The following is a 26,133-nucleotide window of genomic DNA, read 5'->3' on the forward strand; positions in this document are numbered from 1 at the left end:
CGATGCATGTTCCCCCCGGGTGGCAATACGTCGTATATTGGGGTTTCAGCAGCCCCGGTCCTCAACCACCAATGTCCGCCGAATTGACGCCGTCCCCTGAGAAAAGGCGAACATTTTCGCTCTCCATCGGCCAGCTCACCTTCGGCAGCTTTCTGTTGATGCTGGCGGTGATCATCGTCACCTCGACCGCGAGCGTGATCGCGATCCGGCACATCGACACGACCTTCGCCGAGCTGCAGCGGCTCCAGAGCGTCGGAGATCTCGCCGAGGATATCGACCGCCGCATGAACGAGTTGCGCCTCGCCGCGCGCGATTTCGTCACAGACCCCGGCGCGGGCATCCAGTTCCAGCAGGTGGGCGAGGCGGCCTCGACCCTGAGCGACATCCTGAAGAAGACCCGCATCGAGCTCGCGCCCGAGCAGCAGGACATGATCGACGGGGTCACCGAGCGGCTTGCGACCTATCGCAACGGTCTGGAGCGGATCTCGACCCTGATCGACCGCCGCGCCCAACTGCTTGCCGGCCTGCCGCCGCTGCGCGAGCGGTTCGATGCTGCCGTCGCAGGCACCGCGGACCGCGAGCTGGCATCCCATCTGTCCGAGGCGCAGAGCCGGATCTCGGTCGGGCTGCTCGCGCGCAACCCGTCCGCCGCCGAGCAGGCTGCGCAGGGGATGCGGGCGCTTGACATTGGCGATGCCAGGCTGAAGTCGGCGGTGAACGATTATGCCGAGGCCATTATGGCCGTCGCCGTCCGCGAACGGCAGATCGCCGACATCGACCGCGAGGTGCTGGGCACCGAGGGCCGATTGATCGGCCGCGTCACCGAATTGCTGCGCGAGGTCAGCGCAAGGCGCGGCCATGTGCTGTCACGCGACTTTGCCCGTACGCTGACCGAAGCGCGGTGGCAGAGCATCGTGCTCGGTACGATCGGCGTGCTGATCGGCATCGGCGCTGCGTTGTTCGTCGTGCGCCGGACGGTGCGTCCGCTCGCCCAGATCGCGCGATCCATTCGCGCGCTTGCGGCCGGCCGGAAAGACACGTCGATTCCGTCCGCCGACCTCGACAACGAGATCGGCGACATCGCGCGGGCGGCCGAAGTGTTCCGCCGCGCGCTGGAGGAGGCCGACAGGGCGCGCGAGGCGGCGGTGCGCGCGCTCACCGAGCAGCGTCTCGCCGAAGAGAGCTACCGCAAGCTGTTCGAGGGTTCGGTCGACGGCATCTATGTGACGACGCCGGCCGGTGACCTCCTCAACGCCAATCCGGCGCTGGCGCGGATGATGGGCTATGACAGTCCGCAGCAGCTGATCGACAGCATCAACGACATCGCCCACACGATCTACGTCCATCCAGAGGCGCGTGTCGAATACCAGCGGTTGATGGCGCGGGACGGCATGGTGCGCGAATTCGAGTACCAGGTGCGCCAGCGCAACGGCAACATCCTCTGGCTCTCCGACAGCGCCACGGGTGTGCGGGATGAGCAGGGCAACATCGTCCGCTACGAGGGTACCCTGCGCGACATCACCGATCAGAAGCGCGCGGAAGACGCCATCGCCGAGGGCCGGCGCCTGCTCCAGCAGGTCATCGACACCGTGCCAGCGGTGATCAACGTCAAGGACCGCGATCTGCGCTACGTGCTGATGAACCGCTACATGGCGGGCATATTCGGCATCGAGCCCGGCGATGCGCTCGGCCGCACCACGGCCGATCTGATGTCGCGCTATGGCGCGGCCAAGTCCGACGAGAGCGACAAGAGGGTGCTCAAGCTCCGCAAAGGACTCGGCTTCTACGAGGAGGAGTACAAGGACGTGACCGGCAATATGCGGCAATGGCTGGTCAACAAGCTGCCGCTGCTCGATGCCGAGGGCGAGATCGAGCGGATCGTGACCGTTGCGCTCGACATCGGCGAGCGTAAGCGCGGCGAGCAGGAGATGCGCAAGGCCAAGGAAGCCGCCGAAACCGCGCTGCGCAATCTGCGCGAGACCCAGGCCTCGTTGATCGAGGCGGAGAAGCTCGCCGCGCTCGGACGCCTGGTCGCCGGCGTCGCCCACGAGGTCAACAATCCCGTCGGCATCAGCCTCACGGTCGCCTCCGCGCTGGAGCGCAAGACCGCGATGTTCACGGCCGAAGTCGAGCGCGGCGAGCTGCGCCGCTCCACGCTCAACGACTTCCTCAACACCAGCCGCGATGCGTCCTCGCAGCTCGTCTCCAATCTCAACCGTGCCGCCGAGCTGATTCAGTCGTTCAAGCAGGTCGCCGCGGACCGCAACTATTCGGACCAGCGTACTTTCGATCTCGGCGATCTCACCGAGCAGGTGGTGATGAGCCTGCGGCCGGGCCTGCGCAAGCACAACCTGACGCTCAACGTCGAGTGCCAGCCGGACCTGACCATGAACAGCTATCCCGGCCCGTACGGCCAGGTGCTGACCAACCTCTTCCTCAATTCGGTGGCGCATGCCTTCCCGGACGGCCGGCCTGGGACCATCGAGATCCAGGTGCGCGAATCCGGCAAGGACAATGTCGAGATCATCTTCTCCGACAATGGCTGCGGCATGTCGCTCGACGTCCGCCGCCGTGCCTTCGATCCGTTCTTCACGACACGGCGCGACCAGGGCGGCACCGGCCTTGGGCTGCACATCGTCTACAGCATCGTTACGAACCGGCTCGGCGGACGGCTCGATCTCGATTCCGAACCTGGCGGCGGCACGCGTATCCAGATCATCCTGCCGCGCGTGGCGCCGCTCGAGCAGGCTGCGGAATAGCTAATCGACGTCTACGAGCTTGTGCAGGGTGGCGCCGAAAATCAGGCTGGCCTTGCCGACCAGCGCCGTGCCCGTCATCTCCGCGCGCGTGTCCGTGTAGGTACCGCTGACGCCGATGCCGACCGGGGCAGGGCCGCCGAACAGCGGATTGTCGTCGCCCCGAGGCGAAGTGTGCCGTTGCACCAGCACTTCGCCTTTGAAGGTGTTGTTGTTCTTCACCGTGTAGCTGCCGGTGTAATAGAGGTAGGCATCGCCGCCAAGAATCTTGCCGTCGCGGAAAAGAATCACGCCGCTGCCCTTGCCGACTCGACCATCGAGCAGGGTCACGTGAATTGAATAGAGGCCGTTCTTCATAACGTCCCGCAGGCCGGCCGCCATCGCCCAATGGCGTCACCGGTCCGGCTTTTATGCCAAAGCCGATCCCCTCGCGCAACGCGGCAGTTTGGCGGCAGGTCGCGGGAGGCCTGCAGCGGCGAGCCGTAGTTGTCCCGACTTGCGCGGGACGCTGTCATGACGCTCTGATGGTGAAGCGGGCCCGCCGTTATGAATTAGAGTTGGCCCGCGAAATGCATAATCATTGTTGCACTGGCCGCGGGGTGCTGGAGCAAGACGAACGTGACCAGCTGGATCGATTCCGGCGGCGATGAGCCGCGTCTGTACCGTGCGCGTCCCGCGAATTATAAAAGCGAGCAACGGCGGATTGGCAGTGCGATACGCCGGCGCAACCTGACAAGGCTGGCGTGCGCCTTGGCCTTGATTGCGCTCGCGGCCCCCTTCGGGCACGCGCGCGACCGTGGGCAGTTCGCCAACACCAATCCCGAATTGAAGGCCTGGTTCGACAGTCTGCGGAGCGGCAAGGGGCCTTGCTGCTCCGATGCTGATGGTTCGGCGCTCTCGGATTCCGACTGGGATAGCAAGGACGGGCACTATCGCGTCCGCGTCCCGCGCTACGGGTACGCGCTCGACGGCCAGCAGCAGGAACTCGTCTGGGTCGACGTCCCCGAGGAGGCCGTGATTTCGGAGCCGAACCGGGTGGGACGCACCATGGTCTGGCCGATCTACGGCTACATGGGCGTCACTATCCGCTGCTTTATGCCCGGTAGCATGACTTAGCCCCACGGGGTGTCACGTCCCCCGGTGGAGGCCTGAGACGGCCCGCGCCGCGTCACGTCAGGTATACTTTTTGTCGCGCTCGAGCAGCTCGATGGAGATGCCTTCGGGGCCGCGGATGAAGCAGATGCGCACGCCGGGCCGGATGGTCGTCGGCTCGCGCGTGAAGGTGACGCCCTTGGCCTTGATCTCGGCGGCGACGGCGTCGAGGTCCTTCACCGTCAGGCCAAAATGGTCGAGACCCTGATGCGGATGCGGGGGCGGCGGGTTGACGGCGCTGTCGCCTTCGAGTGGTGCGATGAAGATCCTGGCTCCGCCCAGATTCACCTCGATCCGTCCGGGGGCGCGCACGATCTCGCCACCAAGGATGTCGCGCAGCCAGGCCGCCGTGGCCTCTGGGTCGGGACTGCGGAGATGGACGTGATCCCAAGTGACGGCGATCGGCATTTCATATTCTCCCAACGGGGTCTTTCGATGTTGCCGGCGCATGTTAGCGGCCTGGGCCGGTGGTCGCCACCGCTCTCGCCGACTCGCATCGAGTGCGGGAACCTTAGTTCGTCGCCCGGCTTAAGGTAAGCAGTGGCCGAGTCCATCGTTGATGGTGCCCGGCCGCGATCGGTGATGGAACCATGGGTGCCAGGCTCGACCGGATCGGATTGGGGCGCTTCGCCGGGAGCGGCGAACGATTGGCCCGGGCCGTAACGATCGCGAGCGTCTCGTTTGGCCGCAGCCTTCTGTGGCTGCTGGCCGCAATCATCGTCGGCTGCGGCATTTGGATGCTGCTGCCCCTTTCCAAAAGCAATAGTGCCGAGCCGGTGAGGCCGGAGCTGGCGGCTGTTGAGCCGGCTCCTTCGGGCGATGCTTCCGCCGTGGTGTCGTCGGCGTCCGAAGTTCCGGCACCGGTTTCGGCGGAACTCAGCCGTCTCAGGATTTCATCGCAGACCTGGCGCCGCGGCGGCCTTGGCTCCAAAGCTCTGGTGACGTTCACACTGCGAAACGACAACGACTATGCCGTAAAGGATGTCGAGATCGTCTGCGCCTTTACGCGGCGCGATGGCACTCATCTTACCGACCGTAGCCGCGTGCTGGCGGATGCGGTCAGCATGAAGAGTCGCAAGACCTTTGCGCGTATTCCCGTCGGCTTCGTTAACGTGAATGCCGATCAGGCGAAATGCTCGCTGGTCGCAGCGCGCCGCGCCTGAAGGCGGCACGTTCAGGTAGCGGAAAAGTTACTCTCCGCGGACTTGGCGAAAAAGCCATGCATCGCCATTTGAACCGAACGGCTGGGCCAGGAACCAATTGAGAGATCGCCTGTTGAGGCGGAGAGCCTACGCGGGAATGCGGGGGGCGGAGCGCGGCCAATGCCCATCTTTAGGTATTTCATTTTTGTCGGTGGAGCCTTGCTGGCACTGCTGTTCGCGGCGGATTTCGTTTTCCCGGCGGCTCCCGTGGCACAAGCCGTCGTGACCGCGGGCAACGATCAGCCTCTGATCCGAATCCGGTCTGATCGGCACCTGCCCGAGCGTGTCGTGCTCGACACCAGCCAGCCGACAATTGCCGCACCCGCGGTGACGACTGCCGCTGTTGCGGCTCCCCAGCCGCCGGTGCAGCCGGAGGGCCTATCGCCAGCTTTGGCCGAGATGTCAGCCAAGACGCGGGTGCGCGAGACCTTCGCCCAGTTCACGCCGGAGCCGAAGGCCAATACCGTCGCGGCCAAGAAGGCAGAGGCCACTCAATCTCAGATTGCTCAGGCTCAAGCTTCTCCTGCGCCGGCTCCTCAACCCAAGCGCAAGATCGTCAGGACGCATCCGGCGCCGCAGCCCGGCCGGCCGATGATGCAGGTCGCTCAGCAGCCGCATTTCGGTCTGTTCAACACGACCTGGTGACAGCGCCTTCGACCCGCCTCGATCGAGGCGGGAAGGGCTTTTTATTGGCCGGGCTCTCTGCTAATTCGAACCAATCCGAACGCCGTCCGGTGTGCTGGCTTGTCACCGGCGCGGTCTGGCGAATATCGGTGGCCCGGTGCCCGGGCCAGGGCGCTCGTAGCTCAGCTGGATAGAGCATCGGATTTCGATTCCGAGGGTCGGAGGTTCGAATCCTTCCGAGCGCGCCACTTTTAATGTTCTAGATATGTTCCGAAACGGCGCTAGCGCCGATCACGGTCGGGTGCCTGCGGGATCGATCAGCCTGCCGGGACACCGCTTCGCCGGCCGCGTGCCAGCGTGTCGGAGGGAGCCTCGCGGAAAATCGCGCGGTAGGCTGCGGCAAATTCACCGAGATGGTGGAAGCCGTGGGCGCGTGCGCAGGTGGCAACGGTGGCGCCGCCGCCCTTGAGCAGGCGGACGCGGGTCGCCCACAGCCTTTTCAGGCGAATGTACTGGTGCAGGCTCATGCCGCGCACCTTGCCGACGGCGCCGCCGAGCGTCCGGATCGACACGTCAAACTCCCGGGCGAGATCGGCTGTATAGATCGGCGTCGTGGGATAGGCCGCGACGTAATCGTCGATGCGCTGCACGAGCTTGATCGCTCGCTCGCCCTGGACCGAGGTGCTCCGATCTGGGATCGAATCGATCCGGAACAGATCGTCGAGCGCGAGCAGCAGGCCTTCCTGGAGATGGGCCGCAACCTCGGTGGCTTCGAACAGGCTCGGCTGCATTGACGCGGTGCGCAGGATATCGAGCAGGAGTTGTCGCGTGTGCAGCAGGGCGGCCCGGTTCGCGACATGGACCCGTAAATCGTCGATCTGGTCGAACCAGCCCCGGTCTCTCAGCGCGGGGGAGAAGATGATCATGGCATAATGATTGGTCCGCGGCTCGACGAAATGGGACTCATCGCTGCCGCGGAGTGCAACGAAGAAGCGGGCGTCGAGATCCATTCCATTGAAGTTGACCTGAAGGTCGTCGGTCATGGACAGGATCACCATCCCGCCCGGCATGCGATAGGCGGTATCGAGGATCCGCGCGAACGATTTCATCATGATGATGCGGCACGCCGGCAGGGAGACGACGGCGCGGGCCGCCGCGAAGTTCGGGATGTCGAGCGGAATGCTTCTCGCATCCTCCATCGTCTCGATCGGCCGAAACGCATCGACGTCGGAAAAGCCGATCAGTTGAAGTGCGGAGGATGGCGTGAGTTCGTCGAACAACATGGTTCTGGTCGGCTGCTGAAATAAGACAATCAAATGAACGTCGATGCACCATCAATGGCGAAACATCGCGTTTCAGTAAACCGGATTCCGGACCGTAGTATTGCGGGCATCATGTCATGCGATCCGCCGGATTGAAGTCACCGCACGTTCTCGGTTCATCGATTCGCCGGAAGCGAGGTGAATGAAATGCTGCATGCAAGCTGACGTGCGAAGGACGAAACTTCGTCGCTTCATCAGGATGTAGAATGACGGTATCGGCTAATTTCAACTTTGATCCAGATCAGATCCGGGTCGGGTTCGGCCGCGCAAGATGACGTTGCAAAAGCGAAGGGGCCCTAAGGGCCCCTTCAAACGTCACCAGCGGCGGTAGCCGTGGTAACCATAATAGCGCGGACCGTAATAGCGCGGCGGCCCATAGTACCGTGGGCCGTAATACGGCCGCGGTCCGTAGTACCCGTAGTAGTTCGGGCGCCACCAGCACTGCCCCCAGGCGTTGCAGACCATGCGGACCTGCTCGACGCCGGAGACCCGCGGTGTCGCAGGCGCGGGCGCGATGGGCATGGCGGATGCCGCCGACGATGCCGCGAGGGCGCCGAACAGGGACGCGGCGACGAGGCCAGTCTTGAGATTCATGATGTCTTCCTCCGCTTACGCGATGCAAGGATATCGAAGTTGTTCTGATCAAATTGTGGCGGAACCGAAATGTAATACTGATGAACAAACCTTCAGCGATCTGGCCCGGCTCAATCCCAGCGCGCCAACCGGCTTGGCCGTAGAGCAATGCCGTGCCCTAGACCTTGATCCTGCGCAATTCGCAAGTCTGCCTTGGCTTTAGTCTCACCGATATGGCAGCGGCGCGGTGCCTGCTGCCGGACAAGGTGAGCGGATGCGAGTCATTCCAAATCTATCGATCTCGCCGGAGAAGGTCTTCTTCGTCATCTCGAAGTCGCGCCGATCCGACAGCGAAGCAGCGGGAAGCGGTGTCATCCTGGAATCCGGGGACGACGATATGGGCTACGGTCGCGGCGGCCGCGGCGAAACCACCGATCGTGCGGAGCTTGCGGGCTTCATCCGCGATCTCAATGTCGACGAGCAGATTGATCTCGTGGCGCTGACCTGGCTCGGCCGCGGCGACGGCGATCTCTCCGATTGGCGCGAACTGCGCGCTCAGGCCGCACAGGCGCACAACCAGCGCACGGCCTCCTACCTGATCGGCACGCCCATGCTCGCCGATTATCTGGAAGAAGCGATGGCGCAATTCGGCGAGTCCTTCGAGGAATTCGAAGAGCAGCTCTGATGCCGAAGCGGCATCTGCATGTGTCAAGGAGAAGTTGTGATGAACAAGATGAGAATGGACAAGGGTGACTGGCTGGTCGTGTGTGACGGGCGCAAGGCGCTGATTCTGGAGAACCTCGGCGACGACAAGTTTCCGAATCTCCACACCAGAGAAGTGCATGAGCAGCCCAACCCCTCGACCACCGCGCAAGGCAGCGATGCGCCGGGCCGATTGCACCCGGCGGCCGGCGGGGCGCGCAGCTCGGTCGAGCAGACCGATTGGCACGATGAGACCGAGCGCGCCTTCTTGCGGGGACTGGCCGGCCGGCTCGATGCCGCCGTCAGCTCCGGCGAGACCAAGGCCCTGACCATGGTGGCCTCACCGCGCGCGCTGGGCATGATCCGGGCCGATTATTCTGACGTCGTGCGCAAGGCGCTTCAGGGGGAGGTCAGCAAGGATCTCGTCAAGCTGCCGGTCTACGAGATCGAGAAGCAATTGCTGCTGTCGGATGCCGCGAAATAGGGCACCCGCAGAGGGCGCGGCGCCTCAGTAGCAGGGGTGCCGCCGGCCGTCCTGGCCGATATAAGCGGCCGCGCTGCGATAGCAGGCGTTGGTCGATGGACCGTCATAATAGGCGAAGGTGCCGGGGGTGATGCCGGGTCCGTAATTGTGCAGGTAGCTGATCGGGTAGGGCAGCGCGTTGGCATGGAAGCGGTGGTGCCGGTGATGTCCGCGCGCCTCCGCAAGGCCGGGGGCCAGAATTGCAGCCGTCAGGGCCGCAACCGCGGCTACAAGCGTCAATTTGCTCATCTCGATTCTCCAGAACCCGCTCGAATAGATCAGCTATTTATAGCAATTTCGAGCGGTCAGGCATTGCTGCGGAGGCTCGAAATCATGGCCAGTCCCGCAGATTGCCGGTCGGGTGTGACAGAATTGCCGGACATGCGGTCGAAAGCTGCCCATTTTTGGCCTTTTCGGGATGCTTAACGAATTCCCCACACAAGTATGACCAAAGAGCATTCTGGTAAGAATCCTGTCGCCGGCCCCAGGGATCATTTTGCGGGTCCTTCGAGGCCGGTTCATTGAAGGCCATCGCCGTTACCTCGCCATGCGCATCACGCTTCTGAGCCTGCTGTTGCTCTCCTTCGCCGCCGCTATGCCGGCGCGGGCCGAACTGCACATCACCCGCGACCATGGCGGCTATGTCGAGGAGTACAAGGCCAAATACAAGCGCGTGCGCGAGAAAGGCGAGCGCGTCATCATCGACGGCATCTGCAATTCGGCCTGCACGCTGGTGCTCGGCATCGTGCCGATGAACAAGATCTGCGTGACGCCGCGCGCGAGCCTCGGCTTCCACCAGGCCTATTACGACAAGGCGTTCACCTTCGGCATCAAGGTCACCAGCGCCGAAGGCACCTCCGATCTCATGTCCTATTATCCCGACAAGGTGAAGGACTGGATTCGTCGCAATGGTGGGCTCACCACCGACATGAAAAAGATCAAGAACGGCGTCGAGCTCTGGAAGATCATCGATCCTTGTCCGGAAGAATGGTGATCAGCTGAGCCAGGCCGCTGTCATCCGCCGCGGCGCAGCATCGTCCGGATGAAATTCGCATTGCCGCATGGCCTTCCACTGAGGCAATGAGGGCGGGAATGAACCATAATCAAGAAAACCTGGCCGCCCGCGCTGCGCCGATCCTGTTCGTCCTGCTCTGGAGCACCGGATTCATCGGCACCAAATACGTCGTCAACAATGCCGATCCCTTGACCTATCTCACCATCCGCATGGCGATCGTGGTCGGCCTGATGGCAATCATCGCCGGGATCGCGCGGCCGAAATGGCCCGACCGGATTGGCATTGCGCACAGCGCGGTCGCCGGCATCCTCGTCCACGGCTTCTATCTCGGCGGCACCGCGATCGCGATCGCGCATTCGATTCCGGCCGGCCTGTCCGCTCTGATTCCGGGCCTGCAGCCGATCCTGACCTCGACCATCGCCAACCGCTGGCTCGGCGAGAAGGTGACGCCGGTGCAATGGGCCGGCCTCGTCCTCGGCCTGGGCGGCGTCGTGCTGATCCTGCACAACCGCCCCATGACCGGCGAAGCCGGGCTTGGCTGGCTTGCCTCAGTGGTCTCGCTGATCAGCATCACGCTCGGTACGCTCTATCAGCGCCGCTACTGCAACCACATCGACTGGCGAACCGGCAATCTCGTGCAATACGTTGCCGTCACCATTTTCTTCGCGATCGGGGCATTCCTGTTCGAAGACCGTGTGGTGCACTGGACGCAGGAGTTCGTGCTCGCGCTCGCCTGGCTCGCTGTGGCGCTCTCGATCGGTTCGATCGGGCTGTTGTACTGGCTGATCCGCCACGCTGCAGCAACCTCGGTCGCGAGCCTGTTCTACCTGGTGCCCGCCGTCACCGCGCTGATGGCCTATCTGCTGTTCGGCGAAAGACTCGATGCGCTGGCGATTGCCGGCATGGCGATGTGCGCGGCGGCGGTCTTCGTCGTCAACCGGCGCTTCTAGGCGGACGGAACGGGCGCTGGAATACATCCCTGCCGTGCGGGGCACGTTCGTGGTAGGCGGGATGCATTTTCAGCTTCCCGGTCATGTGGGTGAGCTGGCGCATCGGAAGACGGCTGATCAAGCGGTTCGGGGCACCAGGAAAGCGGCGCCGATTCAACGCCGCGGGCCGGCGCGGCCATCGCAGTGAATTCCGCGATTCCGACGGCAAGCACCACCCGGGCCGCTGCGCGGCCAAGCGGCAAGGGTAGGATATCGCAGGGCAGGTCTCCGGGCACATCCGCACCTGGAGACCTGCTCTGAACGTTGCGATCAGCGCTTCGCCTTCTTGGCCTTCTTCTTCTTGGCGGCTTTCTTGGCGGCTTTTTTCGCAGATTTCTTGCTGGCCTTCTTTGCGGTCTTCTTGGCCGCTTTCTTCGAGGATGTCTTTGCCTTCTTGGCCTTCTTCTTGGACGTCTTCTTCGGGCCTACTTTCTTCGCGACCTTCTTGGCGGCTTTCCTGACTTGCTTGACGGCATTGACCGCCGCGTCTTTGGTCGCGTCCACGGCGCTGGTGATCGTGTCCATCGCCTGTTCGGTGATCGGCTTTTCGTCGTCCATATCGTCCCCCGCGGTTTGACAGGAGTGATGACGATAGCGGGTTTCGAAATTGTGTCAAAGCATCGCTCAACCTCTGCGGATCTTTGCGTAGGCGGCGAGCGCACGCTCGCGCCCCCTGGCATGATCGACGATCGGCTGCGGATAGGTCTTGCCGAGCGTGATGCCCGCGCTCGCAAGCTCGATCGGCGTTGCCTGCCAGGGCTGGTGGATCAGCTTGGCCGGCAGGTTCTTCAGTTCCGGCACCCAGCGCCGAGCGTAGGCGCCATCCGGATCGAACTTGTCGCCCTGGAGCACCGGGTTGAACACGCGGAAATAGGGTGCAGCATCTGCACCGCAGCCGGCGACCCACTGCCAGTTGGCGGGATTGCTGCCGGGGTCCGCATCGACCAGCGTATCCCAGAACCAGGCTTCCCCCTCGCGCCAGTCGATCAGCAGGTGCTTGATCAGGAAGGAGGCGACAACCATCCGTACCCGGTTGTGCATCACCCCGGTGTGCCAGAGCTCGCGCAGACCGGCATCGACGATCGGGTAGCCGGTGCGCCCGCGCTGCCAGGCAGCGAGCGCCTTGTCATCGCGCATCCACGGGAAGCCATCGAAGCTCGTCTGCAGGTTTTCGGTGGCGAGGTCGGGATGGTCGTGGAGGAGGTGGCGGCAGAATTCGCGCCAGCCGAGCTCACTCAGAAATTTCTCGATGCCCGGCCCGAGCGCCGGATCTTCGGCCGCGGCGAACCGCGCGGCGTGCCAGACCTGGCGCGGGCTGAGCTCGCCGAACCTCAAGTGCGGCGATAGCCGTGAGGTGCCGTCCCGGTCCGGGCGGTCGCGGTCGCCGACATAGCCGCGTGCGGTGTGCTTGAGGAAGTCGCGCAAGCGCTCTCGTGCAGAGGATTCGCCCGGGGTCCATGTTTCGCGCAGGCCTTCGGCCCAATCAGGCTTGCTCGGCTCCAGTCCCCAACTCTCCAGACGATCGCCGGCGATCCTTGGTGCAGGGCGCAGCGCCTTCGGTGCGGGCAGCGGCTTTGGCGGATCGCCGAGCGACAGCACGCGCCGCCAGAATGGTGTGAACACGCGCAGACCCCGGCCGTCCTTGCTGCGGATCGCCGAGGGTGGGACGAGCAAATCGCCGGGACAATTTTGCGAGTCTGCTCCGAGCGTTGCCAACGCCGCTTCGAGCGCTCGCTCAACCGACTGATGCGGCGCCTGGGCGATCCCGTTCCAGTAGACGGCGCGGGCGCCGCTCTCGCGCACCAATTCGGGGATGACCCTGGCGGCCGGTCCCCTGTGCAGGACCAGCGATCCGCCGCGCTCGGCGATCTCGGCCCCGAGCGCCCGCAGCGACTGCGCCAGCCACCAGCGCGCCGCGCCACCCAGTGCCCGCCCGGTTGTCTCATCGAGCACATAGAGGCAGACCACCGGCGCTCCGGTCTTCGCGGCGGCGTGCAGGGCGGGGTGGTCGGACAGGCGGAGATCGTCGCGAAACCAGACAATGACGGGCGGCACGTTTGGCGCGGTCAGGGGGGATCCTCGTTTACGATTTGGAAAGGCGTGCCGCCTGCAGCGGTATCATGGTCGTTAATGCCGCCGTAAGCCTATTGCACGAATATGCAGGAATTACTGGGGCCATTCCAACCATGTTCAAAGCTTCGAAGTTCCTGCCGCAGTTCAAGCTGGGCACCAAGGCTGTCCTGTGCGCAGTGCTGCTGATCGCCATGAATACGGGGCTCGTGGTCGGCGCCGGCTATTGGTCGCTGACCTCCGCCTTCAATGATCGCGCGCTCCGCGACATCGACGTCAGCCTGCGCACGCTGGCGCTGGCGTTCGCAGAGACCGTTCCCGAGGCCAAGATCACGGTCCAGGACGGCGCGGTCGTGCGCGCGGAGATCCCCAAGATGCCCGATTTCAAGGACCATGCCATTGTCGATCGCGCGGTGTCCTATGTCGGCGGCAATGCGACCCTGTTCGTGTTCGACGCGGCGAGCGGGCAGTTCGTTCGCCGCTCCACCAATGTGAAGAAGGAAAACGGCGACCGCGCCGTCGGCACCCAGCTTGCCGCCGATCATCCGGGGCAGGCCGCGCTGCGCCGTGGCGAAGCCTATAAGGGGCCGGCCACGCTGTTCGGCAAGACGTTCATGACCGCCTATTTCCCGATCTTGGACTCGACCGGCAAGGTCGCCGGCATTCTCTATGTCGGCATCCCGATGATCCAGTACGAGAACATGCTGGCCCAGGCCATCGAGAGCATGGCGGCGGCCGCCGGGCTTGCCGCGCTTCTGGTGCTGGCTCTGACCCTGCTGGTCGTCCGCCGGATCACCCGGCCGCTCACCTCGGTCACGCGCTCGCTCACCGCGCTTGCCGAGGGCCAGAGCGACGTCGCGATCGAATGCGAGGACCGTGCCGATGAGATCGGCGAGATCGCCCGCACGGTTGCGGTGTTCAAGAGCAATTCGCAGGAGCGGGCGCGCCTGCGCAGCGAGCAGGCGGCGGCAACCGCTGCCGCAGCCGAGCAGCGCAAGGCCGAACTGCGCAGCTTCGTCGAGGAGTTCCGCGGCAGCGTCGGCGGCATTCTCGACAAGGTGCTCGCATCGTCCGGCGAGTTCGAGCGCGCTGCGCGACAACTCACCGATGCCGCGCGCACCACGGCCGATCTGTCGGCGCAATCGGCCGGAGCGTCCGAAACCGCCTCCGAGCATGTGCGTTCGGCGGCGTCGGCTTCCGAGGAACTGTCTCAATCCATCTCCGAGATCACCCGCCGGGTGCAGGAATCGAACCAGATTTCCGCAGACGCGGTGCGGCAGGCAGAGGCGACCGACCAGCGCATTGCGCAGCTCTCGGAGGCCGGCACGCGCATCGGCGACGTCGTCAAGCTGATCACCTCGATCGCCGAGCAGACCAACCTGCTGGCGCTGAACGCCACCATCGAGGCCGCTCGCGCCGGCGATGCCGGCCGCGGCTTTGCGGTGGTGGCTCAGGAGGTCAAGACGCTCGCCGGCCAGACCGCGAAAGCGACCGACGAGATATCGAACCAGATCGAGAGCATGCAGCTTGCGACCGAGGAATCGGTCGCTGCCATCAAGGCGATCAGCGAGACCATCGAGCGCATCAGCGGCATTGCCGGCTCGATCTCGGCTGCGGTCGAGCAGCAGAAAAGCGCAACCCACAACATCGTGGCGAGCGTTCGCGCGGCGGTCTCAGGCACGACCGAGGTCGCCGTCAACGTCCGGCACGCCGCCAAGGGTGCCAGCGAGACGGGCGAGACCTCGAGCCGGATGTTTGCCTCGGCCCAGGCGCTGTCCGGCGAGAGCCTGCATCTGAAGGCAGAGGTCGACGGTTTCCTCGACCGCGTGCGGACGGCGTAATCGCTACAGTCATCCCGGGGCGGTCCGTAGGACCGAACTCTGGTGCGCAATTGCGCACCAGAGAATCTCGAGATCCCGGGTCTGGTCCTTCGGACCATCCCGGGATGACAGTTGGTTATTTCGGCTGCGGCACGATGCGCAGGTAAGGCTTCGGCTCCTTCCAGCCCTGCGGGTAGATCGTCTTGGCCTCGTCGTTGGAGACCGAGCCCGCGATGATGACGTCATCGCCCTGGGTCCAGTCGGCCGGGGTCGCCACGCGGTGCTTGGCAGTGAGTTGGAGCGAGTCGATGACGCGCAGGATCTCCTGGAAGTTCCTGCCCGTGGTCATCGGATAGACCAGCACGAGCTTGATCTTCTTGTCCGGCCCGATGATGAAGACGTTGCGGACGGTCTGGTTGTCGGCGGCGGTACGCTTGAGGGGATCGCCCGAGATCGCGGCCGGCAGCATGCCGTAGAGCTTCGAGACGTTGTAATCGGTGTCGCCGATCATCGGGTAGTTCGGCGCGGCGCCCTGGGTCTCCTTGATGTCTTCCGACCATTTGGCATGGTTGTCGACGGGATCGACCGAGAGCCCCATCAGCTTGACGCCGCGCTTGTCGAATTCCGGCTTCAGCCTGGCGAGCGCACCAAGCTCGGTGGTGCACACCGGCGTGAAGTCCTTGGGGTGCGAAAACAAGAGCGCCCAGCTGTTGCCGATCCAGTCGTGAAACTTGATCTTCCCTTCGGTGGTCTCGGCTTCGAAGTCGGGTGCGGTAGCGCCGATCGGAAGTGTCATGATTTTACCTCATCGCATTGAATTTACTGGAAGATTCGTCTCAGGCCGTCACCCTCAGTATAGGGCCCTTACAAGGCCAAGTGAACGCCGACTGAACCGGCTCAAGTAAAATGTGAATTCCTTGCTTGAAGGGCCGATTTCCTAGCAACTTATTGTTACAGCGGCACCTGCGGCGAAACATCCCCATCCGGGGTCACACGGTCTCGCTCGCCCCGCTAATGCCTTTTATGACTTCCATCACGCTCGCCCGGCGCGTACCGGAACCGAAATGGTCCTGACAGCGACCAATTGGCAACCATCTCGAAAAGTCGCGATCCCCGTATCGAATCGTTAACCACCCCTTTACGCCGGCATGAAAATGCTGGCCGATCAGAAGAAGTCTGGAAGTGAACTATGTCTGCCGCTGCGCCCAAATCCGCTGAGAAGTCTGTCGAGTCGCCGTCCCTCGAACCGTCCTGCCGCGATACCGCGGCCCATGCACTCTCCATCGTGCGGGACGGCGTAATCACGGGCGAGGGGCCGACCACCAAGGGCCGCGTCCACTTCTCCCGCTCGCTCGATGCCGATGACACCGCCTGGTGCCTGCGCATCCTGACCGCGACCGCCGTCAACGACCAGCCGGTCAGCCGCGGTGAAGCCGAACGCCTGTTCGAGATCAACGAGGCCGCGACCGAGCGCACTGATGGCGGCCGGTTCGACGACCTGCTCGCCAAGGCGGTTGCCCATTACGCGGCGAGCGCCTCGGGCCTGAAGGTGCCGCCGCGGAGCGTGGCGCTGTCGGCCGACACCGAGATCGAGAGCTGGGCGCCGTCCTATGCCTCCAAGGTCAACAGCGAGATGCTGGAGTGGATCGCCGGCCAGATGCGCGGCAAGCGCCAGAATAACCGTCGCCTGATGGCAATGGTAGCGACCTTCGTCGGCGCGACTGCGCTGCCTCTGGCGGGCCAATTGCCGAACGTGTTCGACATCGGGATGTAAGAAACTGGACATCTAAGATTTGTGCGTCACTCGAGGACGCGAGGGGACGGCGGGGTCATTTCCCCGCCGTTTTTTGTTTGCCGGTGTCAGGCTCGAGCCCCAGCGTGCGGCCCGGAAAACCGGCGGCGTCGAAATAGCGCTGGCTGCCGACGCGCTGGAAGTTCAGCACGGTCATCAGGCCGCCCTCGGCGGGCTTGGACTTCAGCGTGCCGACATAGGCCTTGGGCACGGTGCCGTTCGGCATGGCCTCCGACATCACGCGGCCGACCAGGTCGCCTTTCTGCGAAACGCGCAGGCCCATGAGCTGGGCAGCGGTCATGCCGACGTCGGCATTGCTGACGGGCAGTTCGTCGACATAGCCGGCTTTGAAGTCCGGCCCGATCGCGGCCATGAAGTTCATGGTGTCGCCGCGGCTGAAGCTGCCATGCATGCCCTGGCCCTGGCGCAGCACAGTGTCGGCGACCTGGACCGAGCAGTTGGTCGGCGCCTCGCCGCAATCGCTGGCATAGGAGCGGAAGTTGACGACGATGGACGGCGTCGGCGTCGCAGCCTTGCCGCGCAGGTTGATGCTCGACAGCGGCAGCGTCCCGGCAAAGCGGCCGAGCGAATCCTCGACGAACAGGCCGGAGACGTAGTCCTGCTCGAGCAGCGCCTTGATGGTCTTCGCCGCCAGCTTCTTGTCCTTGTTCGGCAGATAGATCAGGTCGGAGCCGCCATTGGTGGCGACGACGAGATCGGGCTTCTCCGGATCCTTGCCGAGCACCCCGTTGCCCGCCCTGGGATGCTTGTTGCCCTCGACCTTCGCGTTCTTGTCGTTGGGGTCGAACAGCGGCAGGTCGAGTGCCTTGGCAAGGTCGAGCGCCAGGAATCCCATCGGCAGGAAATCCTTCGGCGTGTCGTCATAGCCGACCTTGGCCGAGGGGCTGGACTTGCTCTCCTTGGAGATCGTCGAGAAGCCGTGATCTGCGGAGACGATGATGTTGGTCGAGGCCGTGAGCCCGAGCTCGTCGAGCGCCTTGCGGAGCTGGGCGAGGTTGGCGTCGGCGTTCTTGATGCCGGCCATCGAGGTCGGCCCGTTGATTCCGGGCATGATCTGGTTGAGGCTGTCGCCGGTATTGTGCTGGCTGCCGTCAGGATCGCGCGACCAGAACACCAGCACGAAGGGCTTGTTGCGCGCCTTGAACATCGGCAACACCACCTTGGTGGCGACGTCGGCGAAATAGGCCTGCTGCGCGACGTTGGCGACCGTGGTGCCCGGCGTCCTGGCATCGCCCGCCTTGGAGTTGTCGCCGCGCGCCGGCGTGGCGAGGGGCAGGCCGGCCTTGGTCAAGGCCTCCTTCACCTCGTCGGACAATGCGACACCGTTCTTGCCGCCGGTGGAATCGTCGAACACGATCGAATGCTGGCCGGGCTTTTCAGGCTTGTCGGTGTGGTCGAACTGGTAGGTCGGGCCCACCTTGCCGATCGCCGCGGTGCTCAGCCCCTTGTCGCGAGCCATCTTCAGGATTGTCTCTTCGTTGAGGTAGTCGCCCCTAAAATGCTCGTCGATGTCGCCGAGCACGGCGTCGTTCTCGATGAAGGGGACGACGGTGTCACCCGCAGGTGCGGAGGTGTAGTTGGTCCAGATCGTGTTGGAGAACACGCCGGTGTCGCCGAGATAATGGCCGGTCGACATCGCCGAGCCGTTGGCCATCGTGAAGGTGGGGAAGAGCGAATGCGGGTTCTTGAAGTGGACGCCCTTGTCGCGGACTTCAGCCATCGCCGGCGCGGTTTCCGGTGTGACCTTCAGCGCACGCAGACCGTCGGGAATGAACAGGATCAGGTTGCGGGGCGTGCTGTTCTGGGCAGACGCCAATCCGGTGGACAGCACAGTCAGTCCGGCGGACAGCAACACCAGTGAACGGCGCATCAATTCTCTCCCTGCGGTGAGCCGGCGTGGCCGCGAACGCGGCCTCCAGAGCTTCGTTTAGTTTCGCTGGATGACAGTCTTGTTACAAGGACCGTTGCCGCTGCAAGGGCCGGGATGGCCCCGGCTCTGCAGCGCACCGCGTCGCGCTGCAGAGCCGGGGCACGACAGTTGGAGTGTCCGCGCGCAACTGCATCGACAGCATCATTGCGAGCCAACGGGTCCGCGCGAAGCGCGGCCCGATGACAGGCTCCGCGAAGCAATCCAGAATCCTGCCGCGGAAAGACTCTGGATTGCTTCGCTGCGCCCGCAATGACGGAATGTGAGGCGGCGTCCATCGCTCTTCCGATCCGCATATCGTCCAAAGACACACCTTCACGCTCTCGCGGCTCATCTCGCCCGAGCTTTGCTTGGTGTCTCACCCTCATGAAAAGGGCGCAGGGAAGACCGGGAGCCGGTTGGCTCCCGTGGACCGCCATGCCGGACGCAAACTGCGTGCGCTTCGATGCACAGCGGGTAACGGGGCAACCGGAGACATCCCGGCCTTTCCCTGCGCAGTGGTTTTACGGCTTATGTCGTGCTCTCCCCGGGGAGCGATGCACTATTGCCCCCGTCGCCTTGCGGATGACTGATGCGCGAACCCGGTCGGGCCGCCACATCACCGCAAGACTTGGCGCACAGACCCCGGGCGCCAGGACCACACGATTTTGCCGTACGCCGATCACACCGGTCGTGTGCGCGACGCCTCCGCTCACGGTCGCCCGCCCTGCGAAAGCCATTCGCGCCGATGTCACCTGCGTCCACCGCCGCCCGGCCCGCGTTCGTGACGATCGCGATACGCCCCTCTTCCTTGGGCCGGGTTGCGGCGATACATACGCCGTTTCCGAATTTCGGCAAAGCGGAATATTTTCGGCGAAGCGTCTTGACCGATGGTTTGGGTGTTTCGCCTGTCGGGCAACGCAAAGGATTGTGCCGGAAACTCGCCCCCGGTGCGGTCGGCTGCGCAAGCAGCAGGGACGCTGACGCGCGAAGGCCCACCGTCCATTGTGGACGGTGGGCCTCGCGTCAAGCAGCCTTACCAGCGATATCTGCCGGTCAGCGTGCCGTTGTTGTTGCCGCCAGGGCCGACATCACCCTGCGTCGAACTCGGGGTTGGATGGTTGGTGCCGTTGAGTGCGCCATACGGTCCGGCATCCGGATAGTATGCGCGCGGCTGAACCGGTTCATAGGCGGGCGCAGTGCGGTCCCAGCCCACGGACGGTCCGTTCCAGTCGTAGCCCTGCGCCGAGGCGGCGGCAGTGCCCGCGACCAGTGATGCCGTGATCAGGCAGAGGAGTTTTGCCTTGTTCTGCATTGGAGATGCTCCTTGCTTCTGTCGGGAGCCAACGGTTGCAATGCGGGAGCGTTCCGGACGTATGGGCCGGTGAGTGGTCAACACCGATCAACTGGTTCTGAGGGGCGCGCCGCGGAACGAAATGGCCGGCATGCGACGGGAATTCCGGGCGTTCTGCCGCACCCGGTTCCCTGCTAATCCCGCGCCTTAACCAACAATTAAATATACGTTTGCGGGTGGGCGACAGCCCGGCCTAGCCTCTCGCGGGGAGCCGCTATCGCGAAGCCAAACCAGTGTGGTGCGTATCATGATTGCCAGATCACATGGGGCGTTGCTCGCCTCACTCAGCGCAGCCGCGCTGCTCCTGACTGCAAGTGACGGCTCGGCCGGACCTGCTGTGGCCGCAGCGCCTGGCGTGGCGGCCGCCGCTGCGCCGCCGGCTGGAACGCGTGCGCCGATCGCGCCGGGCGCCCGGTTCCACCGCCGCAGCGCTCCGTGGGTGTATTGGCCGGGCGGCGGCGGATTCTTCTACGACGGCGCCGGCACCAGCCAGCCCTTCGTCGATGCCGGCCAGCCGCTCTCCAGCGACGTGCGTTACACCTACACCTATGATGTTCCCTGGGACTGGACGCATCGCTATCCGCCGAACGTCGTGCCGTCCAACCGGCCCTATGTGCCGAGTTGCCCGACGGAGCAGGTGACGGTGCCCGGCCGCGGCGGCAGCGAGCACACCGTCAACATCATGCGCTGCTACTGAGCTAACCCAGCTCGAAGCTGGTTACGCCGAAGACGCGGTCGATGCGCAGCGGCGGGATCGGCCCGGTGTACATCCGCGCCGTCTCGAAAACCGGCATCAGGCCGAGCGACTCCGCGAGCGCGATCGCTTCGCGGTTGACGGCGGGAACGTCGAGGAAAATGCCGCCGCCGCGCGTGCTTACCAGCAAGGCCTGCATGACGGTTTCCGCCGCCGCGCGATCGTCGGCGACGAGCGGGCCGATCTTGTAGCCCGTCCGGCACGGACGGATCACGCCCCATGCGGCGAGCCTGCCGTCACGCAGCAGCGCATGGCCGATATGGCCTGATGTGTTGATCCAGGCGCGCAGGAAGCCGCTGCGCGCGGCAGGGAACACGGTGGCGTCGTCGGCTTCGACAATTGCAAATGGGACCTTGTCGAGCGCGACGACCTCGGCAGGTGGCCTCGGCGGCGCGGCCACGACGCCGCCATAGCGGATATTGGCGTAAGCGAGCTGGAAGCCGGACCTCTTGTAATTGTCCTGCTGCGCCACGACGCCGTCGAGCCCGATCACGCGCGGGCCCGCATGCGCGATGGCTGCGTTCCAGATGCGCAGGCCATGGCCCGCGCCGCGAAAGCGCTCGCGCACGATGTAAAAGCCGAGGAAGGCGAAGCGGTCGCCGTAATTGACGCAGGAGACGGTCGCGACCGGCTCGCCGTCGATCTCGCCGACGAAGAAGCCTTGCGCATCGGGGACGGCGAAGCAGGCGGCATCGGCGAGGCCGGGATTCCATCCCTCGGCCGCGGCCCAGTCGACGGCGAGGGCGATTTCGTCGGGGCGCAGATTGCGGATCTGCAGATCACTCATCTCGAGTCGCTCATGATGGCTGCCTTCGTCCATGAACCTGCGGCGAGGTCTGGCTGTAGAAGACCCCCATGATAGGCCGAGCCGGCGGCTCGCCTCAACACAGGGATGATCGGTCATGGCAGCAGAAAAGGTTGCGCTCGTTACCGCCGGCGGCAGCGGCATGGGGGCGGGGGCTGCGCGGCGGCTGGCAGCGGACGGGTTTCGTGTCGCGATCCTGTCGTCCTCCGGCAAGGGCGAGGCGCTGGCTGCCGAGCTCGGCGGCTGCGGCGTCACCGGCTCGAACAAGTCGAACGACGACCTGAAGCGCCTCGTCGACGGTGCGATGGCGAAATGGGGACGGATCGATGTGCTCGTCAACAGCGCCGGGCACGGGCCGCGGGCGCCCATCATCGAGATCACCGACGAGCAGTGGCACACCGGCCTCGACACGTATCTCCTGAACGTGATCCGTCCGACGCGGTTGGTGACGCCGCTGATGCAGGCGCAAAAGGGTGGCGCCATCATCAACATCTCGACGGCCTGGGCATTCGAGCCGAGCGCGATGTTCCCGACCTCGGCGGTGTTCCGCGCCGGCCTTGCCGCCTTCACCAAGATCTTCACCGACACTTACGCCGCCGACAACATTCGCATGAACAACGTCCTGCCGGGCTGGATCGACAGCCTGCCGCAGCAGGACGCGCGACGCGACAGCGTGCCGATGAAGCGCTACGGCAAGGTCGAGGAGATCGCCGCGACGATTTCGTTCCTGGCCTCCGACGGCGCAGCCTACATCACCGGCCAGAACATCCGTGTCGACGGAGGACTGACACGCTCGGTCTGAGGCGGCGCCTGCACCTCGAAATTACTTAGCTCATGAGCTAACAATCATTGACGGCGCATGGCAGCGGCGCTATAGTTAGCTTCATGGCTAACCAATCGTCCCGTCTCGACCAGATCTTCGCAGCGCTTGCCGACCCCACGCGGCGGGCGGTCGTGATGCGACTATGTGCCGGCGAGGCGTCGGTCGGCGAGCTTGCCGATCCCTTCGACATGGCGCTGCCGAGCTTCATGAAGCACGTCCACGCGCTGGAGGCGAGCGGGCTCGTTCTGTCGGAGAAATCCGGCCGCGTGCGCACCTGCCGTCTCCGCCCGGATGCGCTTGTCGGCGCGGAAGATTGGTTCCAGCAGCTGCGTGCCGTCTGGGAGGCGCGACTCGACCGCTTCGAGGCTTACGTGATGAAGCTCAAGAAAGAGAAGGAGAGGGCGGGCGCCAAGCGGCCGTCCCGAACAACCAAACGGAAAGGTTCCGAGTGATGACCAATTCTGCCAATCCCGCTCTGTCGCAATGGTCGCTCGACCGCGAGATCGTGATGTCGCGCGTGATCGACGCGCCGCGCGATCTGGTGTTCGAGGCGTGGTCTGACCCTAAACATCTGCCGCAATGGTTCGGCCCAAAGGGTTTCAAGGTCGAGACCTTCGAGATCGACGTGCGCGTCGGCGGCGTCTGGCGCTTCAACATGATCGGTCCCGACGGCACCGTCTATCCGAACCGGATGCGCTTCCGCCGCATCGAGCGGCCGACTCTGATGGAGATGGATCACGGCCTCGACCAGGACGACGATCCCGGCATGTTCCGCTTCACCGTTACATTCGCGGAGCAGAGCAACGGCAAGACCGTGCTGATGTTGCGCCAGCTGGCCTCGAGCACCGAGCAGCGCGATGGCATGATCGGCTTCGGCGCCGTCGAATACGGCTATCAGACGATGGACAAGCTGGCGGCGTATGTCGCGGGGCTGAAAGGCTGAGACAAACTGACTGGGGATCGATGCTTCGCAACGTCCGGAACGACGGATCGCCCACGAACGCATTCTAAAGTCCATCCTTCAGCAGCTTGCCTTCACCAGCTTGAAAGAGGTGCGGCCCCGGCGGAGAGGATTCGCCGGAGCCGCACTCACGCGCGTCAATCGGTCGCGATCAACGTTCGAAGCGGCCTGGTCGATGGTCCGGCTAGCGCCGAGGGACGTTGCCGCTCGACGGCGGAGTCGTCTCGTTGCGCATGCCCGGAGGGCTGGAAGCGCCCTGTCCGCCGCGCTCCACATGGGTGATGCCGCCGCCGCCTCCGGCGCTTCCCGCGCCCGCGCCGCCTCCATCACCCGAGCCTCCGCCGGCTCCGGCACCTGCGCCGCCCGCACCACCGGCACCTGCACCTGCACCCGCGCCGCCACCGGCTCCGCCGCCGGCACCTCCGCCAGCGCCGCCGCCCGCGCCTTGCGCGAACGCTCCGCCGACCGAAGCAGCGGCAAGTATCGCGGCTGTGAAGACCGTCAGAATTGTCTTACGCATGTTGTTTCTCCTTGAGGTTTGCGACGGATCAATCACGCTTGACGCCAAGCGTTCCTACGCTGATGGAGAGGCACGGCGAACTCGGCGAACGGTTCAGCGAGAACATCGCGTGCGAGGCGCCACCATCTCCCTGCTTGGCGTTTAGCTATCGCAGGTTAGCGCCGGGTCCTTCGGCTGGAACACTCGTTGAGATAGTCAGGCGTCCTGCGGCAATCAGCCCGGTCCTCCCAGGAACAATCGCCCGTGCTTCCCGGTTTGCGCGAACGAAGCCAGTCAAAACGGAGGACAGGAAATTGGCTAATGCAGCCCGTGATACGTTCGTGGTGGGACTACGCAATGCGCATGCGATGGAAGTGCAGGCGCGAGAGTTGATGGAGCGCCAGTCAGAGCGGCTGGACGAATATCCCGAGGTCAAGGCGAAGGTCACCGCTCATCTTCAGGAGACCAATGAGCAACTGAGCCGGCTGGAAAAATGTCTGGAAGCCTGCGGTGAGAGCACGTCCACTCTGAAGGACACGGCGCAGTCGGTGATGGCCAACATGATGGCCCTGGCGCATTCGGCTGCCGGCGACGAGATTCTCAAGAACACCTTCGCGAACAATGCGTTCGAGAATTTCGAGATCGCCGCCTACAAGTCGCTCCTGGCGCTCTGCGGCGCCGCCGGCGTGCCGGAGGCCAAGGCACCGCTCGAGATGTCGTTGAAGGAGGAGCAACGCATGGCTGCTTGGATCGACTCCAATGTCGAGAAGGTGACGATGGAGTACCTGACGCATCAGCGCCAGGCCGCGTAGCTCCGCGATCCTTGCCGATATCGACCACCGGCGCGCTAGGGCGGCCGGTGGTTTTTTCGCGCCGCCAGCCCGGGGAGTGTCGACGGGCAGGAACGATCGTGGCCGCCCGGCTTTGCCTGTCATGACGCACATTATCTTCAGCGACTACCGCAATCCCGCCGCGGAGCAGGCCTATCAGATCGCCTGGGACTTTCTCGCGCGTACGGGCGCCATCCGCGACGAGTTCGAGGCCTGCGTGTTCCTCGCACAGCGTCTCACCATGATGGTCGAGGAGGGGCAGACGAACCGGATCCGGATGGCCAACCGCGCGATCTCCGAATATCAGCGCCATGCCGATGAAAGCGACGACCTCATCCGCGGCGGCCGGCGTGCCGAAGGGCATTGAGCGCCGGCCGAACGGGCTCTGAAGCGGGATCATGCTCTCGCCGCGTCACTCCCTGGCTTCGTCCGTCACGATGTCGCCGAGCTTCTGCCAGCGCAGGCCGTCAAACTGCACCATCTGGAACTGTTTGTTGACCCGATAGTCGGTCGGTGAGGTCGTGACCGAGATCCCCGGGAGCGTCAGGTCGAGCTCGACGTTCTTGAGGTTGGCCGCCTGTCGCATGACGTTGTCGCGGGTGAGATCGTCGCCGCACTGCTTCAGCACCTGCACCAGCAGCTGCGCGGTGATGTAGCCGTAGACGTTCAGGTTCGAATCCTTGTCGCCGTCGGGATAGTACTTGGCCATGAATGCGAAATAGCGCTTCATGCCGGGATCGTCTTTCCATTCGGGGTCGGCAGCATCCTTGACGTAGCCGACGCTGATGACGCCTTTGGAATTGTCGAGCCCCGCTGGTTTCAGCACCGCGCTGACCGAGGAGGCGTTGATGTCGATGATGTGCAGCGCCTTCCAGCCGATCTCGGCAACCTTCTTGATCGCCTGGGCCGCCTGCTTCGGGGTCGTTGCGCTGAACAGAACGTCGGCACCCGCATCCCTCAACCGCAGAATCTGCGAGTCGATCGTCGGCTCGGTGATCTCGTAGGACGTCTCGGCCACGACCATGTTCGCCTTCTCACCGAGGCCGGCCTTGAGGCCGGCGAGATAATCCTTGCCGAGGTCGTCGTTCTGGTAGAGCACGCCGATCTTCGCGTTCGGGTGGTTCTTCAGCAGGTACTGCGCATAGATGCGGCCCTCGACGAGATAGGACGGGTTGAAGCCCATGGTCCAGGGGAAGTTCTTGGGGTCGGTGAAGCGCGCCGCGCCGGTCGCGGCGAAGAGCTGCGGGATCTTCTTGGCGTTGAGATATTTCTGGACGGCGACGTTCGGCGCCGTGCCGATGATCTGGAACGTCAGCAGGACTTCGTCGCTTTCGACCAGCCGGCGGGTCTGCTCCACCGTTTTCGGCGGCGAATAGGCATCGTCGTACTGGATCAGCTCGATCTTGCGGCCGTTCACGCCGCCCTGGTCGTTGATCATCCTCATATAGGCGGCCTGAGTCTTGCCGATCACGGCGTAGGCCGAGGCCGGGCCGCTGAGCGGAACGGTCTGACCGACCTTGATCGCGGTGTCGGACGCGCCGGGGTCGTATTTCTTCTGCGCCTGCGCTGCCGTGATCGAAAACGTGAGCAGGAGCGTGGAGGCCGCGATGCGGCTGACGAGAACGTTTTTCATATGATTT

At 64.2% G+C, this 26,133-nt stretch carries 29 protein-coding genes and 1 tRNA gene; 17 read left to right on the forward strand and 13 right to left on the reverse strand.

All coding sequences use genetic code 11. The features are described from left to right. Positions 1-71 precede the first annotated feature (71 nt). Positions 72-2,759, forward strand: a complete 2,688-nt coding sequence (locus EHH60_RS01395) for a PAS domain S-box protein (protein WP_124157717.1) — start codon at positions 72-74, stop codon at positions 2,757-2,759. Here the strand turns inward: EHH60_RS01395 and EHH60_RS01400 are convergent, their stop codons facing one another. Next, a complete protein-coding gene (locus EHH60_RS01400) occupies positions 2,760-3,113 on the reverse strand; it encodes a GrlR family regulatory protein (RefSeq protein ID WP_349629048.1) in 354 nt (117 codons plus the stop codon). It abuts the gene before it with no gap. Between the two features lie 261 nt (positions 3,114-3,374). Here EHH60_RS01400 and EHH60_RS01405 point away from each other — a divergent pair, with 261 nt between their 5' ends. Further along, positions 3,375-3,872, forward strand: a complete 498-nt coding sequence (locus tag EHH60_RS01405) for a hypothetical protein (RefSeq protein ID WP_124157719.1) — start codon at positions 3,375-3,377, stop codon at positions 3,870-3,872. A gap of 57 nt (positions 3,873-3,929) precedes the next feature. Here EHH60_RS01405 and EHH60_RS01410 read toward each other — a convergent pair whose 3' ends face one another. Then, positions 3,930-4,316, reverse strand: a complete 387-nt coding sequence (locus tag EHH60_RS01410) for a VOC family protein (RefSeq protein ID WP_124157720.1) — start codon at positions 4,314-4,316, stop codon at positions 3,930-3,932. Between the two features lie 182 nt (positions 4,317-4,498). Between EHH60_RS01410 and EHH60_RS01415 the strand changes: the two genes are divergently transcribed. From EHH60_RS01415 to EHH60_RS01425, 3 genes are all read left to right on the forward strand, one after another. Further along, complete coding sequence (locus EHH60_RS01415) at positions 4,499-5,071, forward strand: hypothetical protein (RefSeq protein WP_124157721.1); 573 nt, start codon at positions 4,499-4,501, stop codon at positions 5,069-5,071. Between the two features lie 159 nt (positions 5,072-5,230). Beyond that, positions 5,231-5,755 carry a hypothetical protein gene (locus EHH60_RS01420; RefSeq protein ID WP_124157722.1) on the forward strand — a complete coding sequence of 175 codons (525 nt, stop codon included), beginning with the start codon at positions 5,231-5,233 and terminating at the stop codon, positions 5,753-5,755. 150 nt (positions 5,756-5,905) lie between these two features. Next, positions 5,906-5,982, forward strand: a tRNA-Arg gene (locus tag EHH60_RS01425). 69 nt (positions 5,983-6,051) lie between these two features. Here the strand turns inward: EHH60_RS01425 and EHH60_RS01430 are convergent. Both EHH60_RS01430 and EHH60_RS01435 read right to left on the reverse strand, forming a co-directional pair. Then, the gene (locus EHH60_RS01430) at positions 6,052-7,017 is read right to left on the reverse strand and encodes an AraC family transcriptional regulator (protein ID WP_199751252.1); all 966 of its coding nucleotides are present in this window, start codon (positions 7,015-7,017) and stop codon (positions 6,052-6,054) included. Between the two features lie 354 nt (positions 7,018-7,371). Further along, a complete protein-coding gene (locus EHH60_RS01435) occupies positions 7,372-7,650 on the reverse strand; it encodes a hypothetical protein (RefSeq protein ID WP_124157723.1) in 279 nt (92 codons plus the stop codon). 253 nt (positions 7,651-7,903) lie between these two features. Here EHH60_RS01435 and EHH60_RS01440 point away from each other — a divergent pair, with 253 nt between their 5' ends. Together EHH60_RS01440 and EHH60_RS01445 are read left to right on the forward strand one after the other, a co-directional pair. Continuing rightward, positions 7,904-8,314, forward strand: a complete 411-nt coding sequence (locus EHH60_RS01440) for a DUF3775 domain-containing protein (RefSeq protein WP_124157724.1) — start codon at positions 7,904-7,906, stop codon at positions 8,312-8,314. A gap of 39 nt (positions 8,315-8,353) precedes the next feature. After that, on the forward strand, positions 8,354-8,815 hold the full coding sequence (locus EHH60_RS01445) for a host attachment protein (protein WP_124157725.1): 462 nt from the start codon (positions 8,354-8,356) through the stop codon (positions 8,813-8,815). A 24-nt stretch (positions 8,816-8,839) separates the two neighbouring features. Here EHH60_RS01445 and EHH60_RS01450 read toward each other — a convergent pair whose 3' ends face one another. Next, on the reverse strand, positions 8,840-9,103 hold the full coding sequence (locus EHH60_RS01450) for a hypothetical protein (RefSeq protein WP_124157726.1): 264 nt from the start codon (positions 9,101-9,103) through the stop codon (positions 8,840-8,842). A 298-nt stretch (positions 9,104-9,401) separates the two neighbouring features. Here EHH60_RS01450 and EHH60_RS01455 point away from each other — a divergent pair, with 298 nt between their 5' ends. Together EHH60_RS01455 and EHH60_RS01460 are read left to right on the forward strand one after the other, a co-directional pair. Further along, positions 9,402-9,848, forward strand: a complete 447-nt coding sequence (locus EHH60_RS01455) for a hypothetical protein (RefSeq protein WP_124157727.1) — start codon at positions 9,402-9,404, stop codon at positions 9,846-9,848. 98 nt (positions 9,849-9,946) lie between these two features. After that, entirely contained in the window at positions 9,947-10,819 is an 873-nt protein-coding gene (locus EHH60_RS01460; protein WP_124157728.1) for a DMT family transporter, read from the forward strand. Between the two features lie 309 nt (positions 10,820-11,128). Here the strand turns inward: EHH60_RS01460 and EHH60_RS01465 are convergent, their stop codons facing one another. Both EHH60_RS01465 and EHH60_RS01470 read right to left on the reverse strand, forming a co-directional pair. Continuing rightward, on the reverse strand, positions 11,129-11,416 hold the full coding sequence (locus tag EHH60_RS01465) for a histone (protein WP_124157729.1): 288 nt from the start codon (positions 11,414-11,416) through the stop codon (positions 11,129-11,131). A 66-nt stretch (positions 11,417-11,482) separates the two neighbouring features. Further along, the gene (locus tag EHH60_RS01470) at positions 11,483-12,874 is read right to left on the reverse strand and encodes a cryptochrome/photolyase family protein (protein ID WP_245454389.1); all 1,392 of its coding nucleotides are present in this window, start codon (positions 12,872-12,874) and stop codon (positions 11,483-11,485) included. 170 nt (positions 12,875-13,044) lie between these two features. Between EHH60_RS01470 and EHH60_RS01475 the strand changes: the two genes are divergently transcribed. After that, the gene (locus tag EHH60_RS01475) at positions 13,045-14,769 is read left to right on the forward strand and encodes a methyl-accepting chemotaxis protein (RefSeq protein ID WP_124157730.1); all 1,725 of its coding nucleotides are present in this window, start codon (positions 13,045-13,047) and stop codon (positions 14,767-14,769) included. Between the two features lie 115 nt (positions 14,770-14,884). On the opposite strand, the gene EHH60_RS01480 is transcribed toward EHH60_RS01475, so the two are convergent. Beyond that, positions 14,885-15,544, reverse strand: a complete 660-nt coding sequence (locus tag EHH60_RS01480) for a peroxiredoxin (RefSeq protein ID WP_124157731.1) — start codon at positions 15,542-15,544, stop codon at positions 14,885-14,887. Between the two features lie 393 nt (positions 15,545-15,937). Between EHH60_RS01480 and EHH60_RS01485 the strand changes: the two genes are divergently transcribed. Continuing rightward, positions 15,938-16,522, forward strand: a complete 585-nt coding sequence (locus tag EHH60_RS01485; RefSeq protein WP_124157732.1) for a hypothetical protein — start codon at positions 15,938-15,940, stop codon at positions 16,520-16,522. Between the two features lie 55 nt (positions 16,523-16,577). Here EHH60_RS01485 and EHH60_RS01490 read toward each other — a convergent pair whose 3' ends face one another. Together EHH60_RS01490 and EHH60_RS01500 are read right to left on the reverse strand one after the other, a co-directional pair. Further along, entirely contained in the window at positions 16,578-18,431 is a 1,854-nt protein-coding gene (locus EHH60_RS01490; protein WP_124157733.1) for an alkaline phosphatase family protein, read from the reverse strand. Between the two features lie 1,072 nt (positions 18,432-19,503). After that, positions 19,504-19,782 carry a hypothetical protein gene (locus tag EHH60_RS01500; RefSeq protein ID WP_124157734.1) on the reverse strand — a complete coding sequence of 93 codons (279 nt, stop codon included), beginning with the start codon at positions 19,780-19,782 and terminating at the stop codon, positions 19,504-19,506. A 286-nt stretch (positions 19,783-20,068) separates the two neighbouring features. Here EHH60_RS01500 and EHH60_RS01505 point away from each other — a divergent pair, with 286 nt between their 5' ends. Continuing rightward, positions 20,069-20,518 (forward strand): hypothetical protein, encoded by a 450-nt coding sequence (locus tag EHH60_RS01505; protein ID WP_199751253.1) that lies wholly within the window; start codon positions 20,069-20,071, stop codon positions 20,516-20,518. A gap of 1 nt (position 20,519) precedes the next feature. Here EHH60_RS01505 and EHH60_RS01510 read toward each other — a convergent pair whose 3' ends face one another. After that, positions 20,520-21,362, reverse strand: coding sequence for a GNAT family N-acetyltransferase (locus EHH60_RS01510; RefSeq protein ID WP_124157736.1), 843 nt, complete (start codon positions 21,360-21,362; stop codon positions 20,520-20,522). Positions 21,363-21,477: 115 nt separating this feature from the next. On the opposite strand from EHH60_RS01510, the gene EHH60_RS01515 reads away from it, so the two are divergent. The 3 genes from EHH60_RS01515 (at position 21,478) to EHH60_RS01525 (ending at position 23,146) form a co-directional block, all read left to right on the forward strand. After that, positions 21,478-22,182, forward strand: a complete 705-nt coding sequence (locus tag EHH60_RS01515) for an SDR family oxidoreductase (protein WP_124157737.1) — start codon at positions 21,478-21,480, stop codon at positions 22,180-22,182. Positions 22,183-22,265: 83 nt separating this feature from the next. Next, positions 22,266-22,655 carry an ArsR/SmtB family transcription factor gene (locus EHH60_RS01520; RefSeq protein ID WP_124157738.1) on the forward strand — a complete coding sequence of 130 codons (390 nt, stop codon included), beginning with the start codon at positions 22,266-22,268 and terminating at the stop codon, positions 22,653-22,655. After that, positions 22,655-23,146, forward strand: a complete 492-nt coding sequence (locus tag EHH60_RS01525) for an SRPBCC family protein (RefSeq protein ID WP_199751254.1) — start codon at positions 22,655-22,657, stop codon at positions 23,144-23,146. Before EHH60_RS01520 ends, EHH60_RS01525 begins: the two co-directional genes overlap by 1 nt. 202 nt (positions 23,147-23,348) lie before the next feature. On the opposite strand, the gene EHH60_RS36990 is transcribed toward EHH60_RS01525, so the two are convergent. Further along, a complete protein-coding gene (locus tag EHH60_RS36990) occupies positions 23,349-23,684 on the reverse strand; it encodes a hypothetical protein (protein WP_148090211.1) in 336 nt (111 codons plus the stop codon). Between the two features lie 293 nt (positions 23,685-23,977). On the opposite strand from EHH60_RS36990, the gene EHH60_RS01535 reads away from it, so the two are divergent. Continuing rightward, entirely contained in the window at positions 23,978-24,475 is a 498-nt protein-coding gene (locus EHH60_RS01535) for a ferritin-like domain-containing protein (RefSeq protein WP_124157740.1), read from the forward strand. Between the two features lie 121 nt (positions 24,476-24,596). Next, on the forward strand, positions 24,597-24,860 hold the full coding sequence (locus EHH60_RS01540) for a hypothetical protein (RefSeq protein WP_124157741.1): 264 nt from the start codon (positions 24,597-24,599) through the stop codon (positions 24,858-24,860). 45 nt (positions 24,861-24,905) lie between these two features. On the opposite strand, the gene EHH60_RS01545 is transcribed toward EHH60_RS01540, so the two are convergent. Then, entirely contained in the window at positions 24,906-26,126 is a 1,221-nt protein-coding gene (locus EHH60_RS01545) for an ABC transporter substrate-binding protein (RefSeq protein WP_124157742.1), read from the reverse strand. Positions 26,127-26,133: the final 7 nt, after the last annotated feature.

It is taken from the genome of Bradyrhizobium sp. RP6, assembly GCF_003837805.1.
Taxonomy (GTDB): domain Bacteria; phylum Pseudomonadota; class Alphaproteobacteria; order Rhizobiales; family Xanthobacteraceae; genus Bradyrhizobium.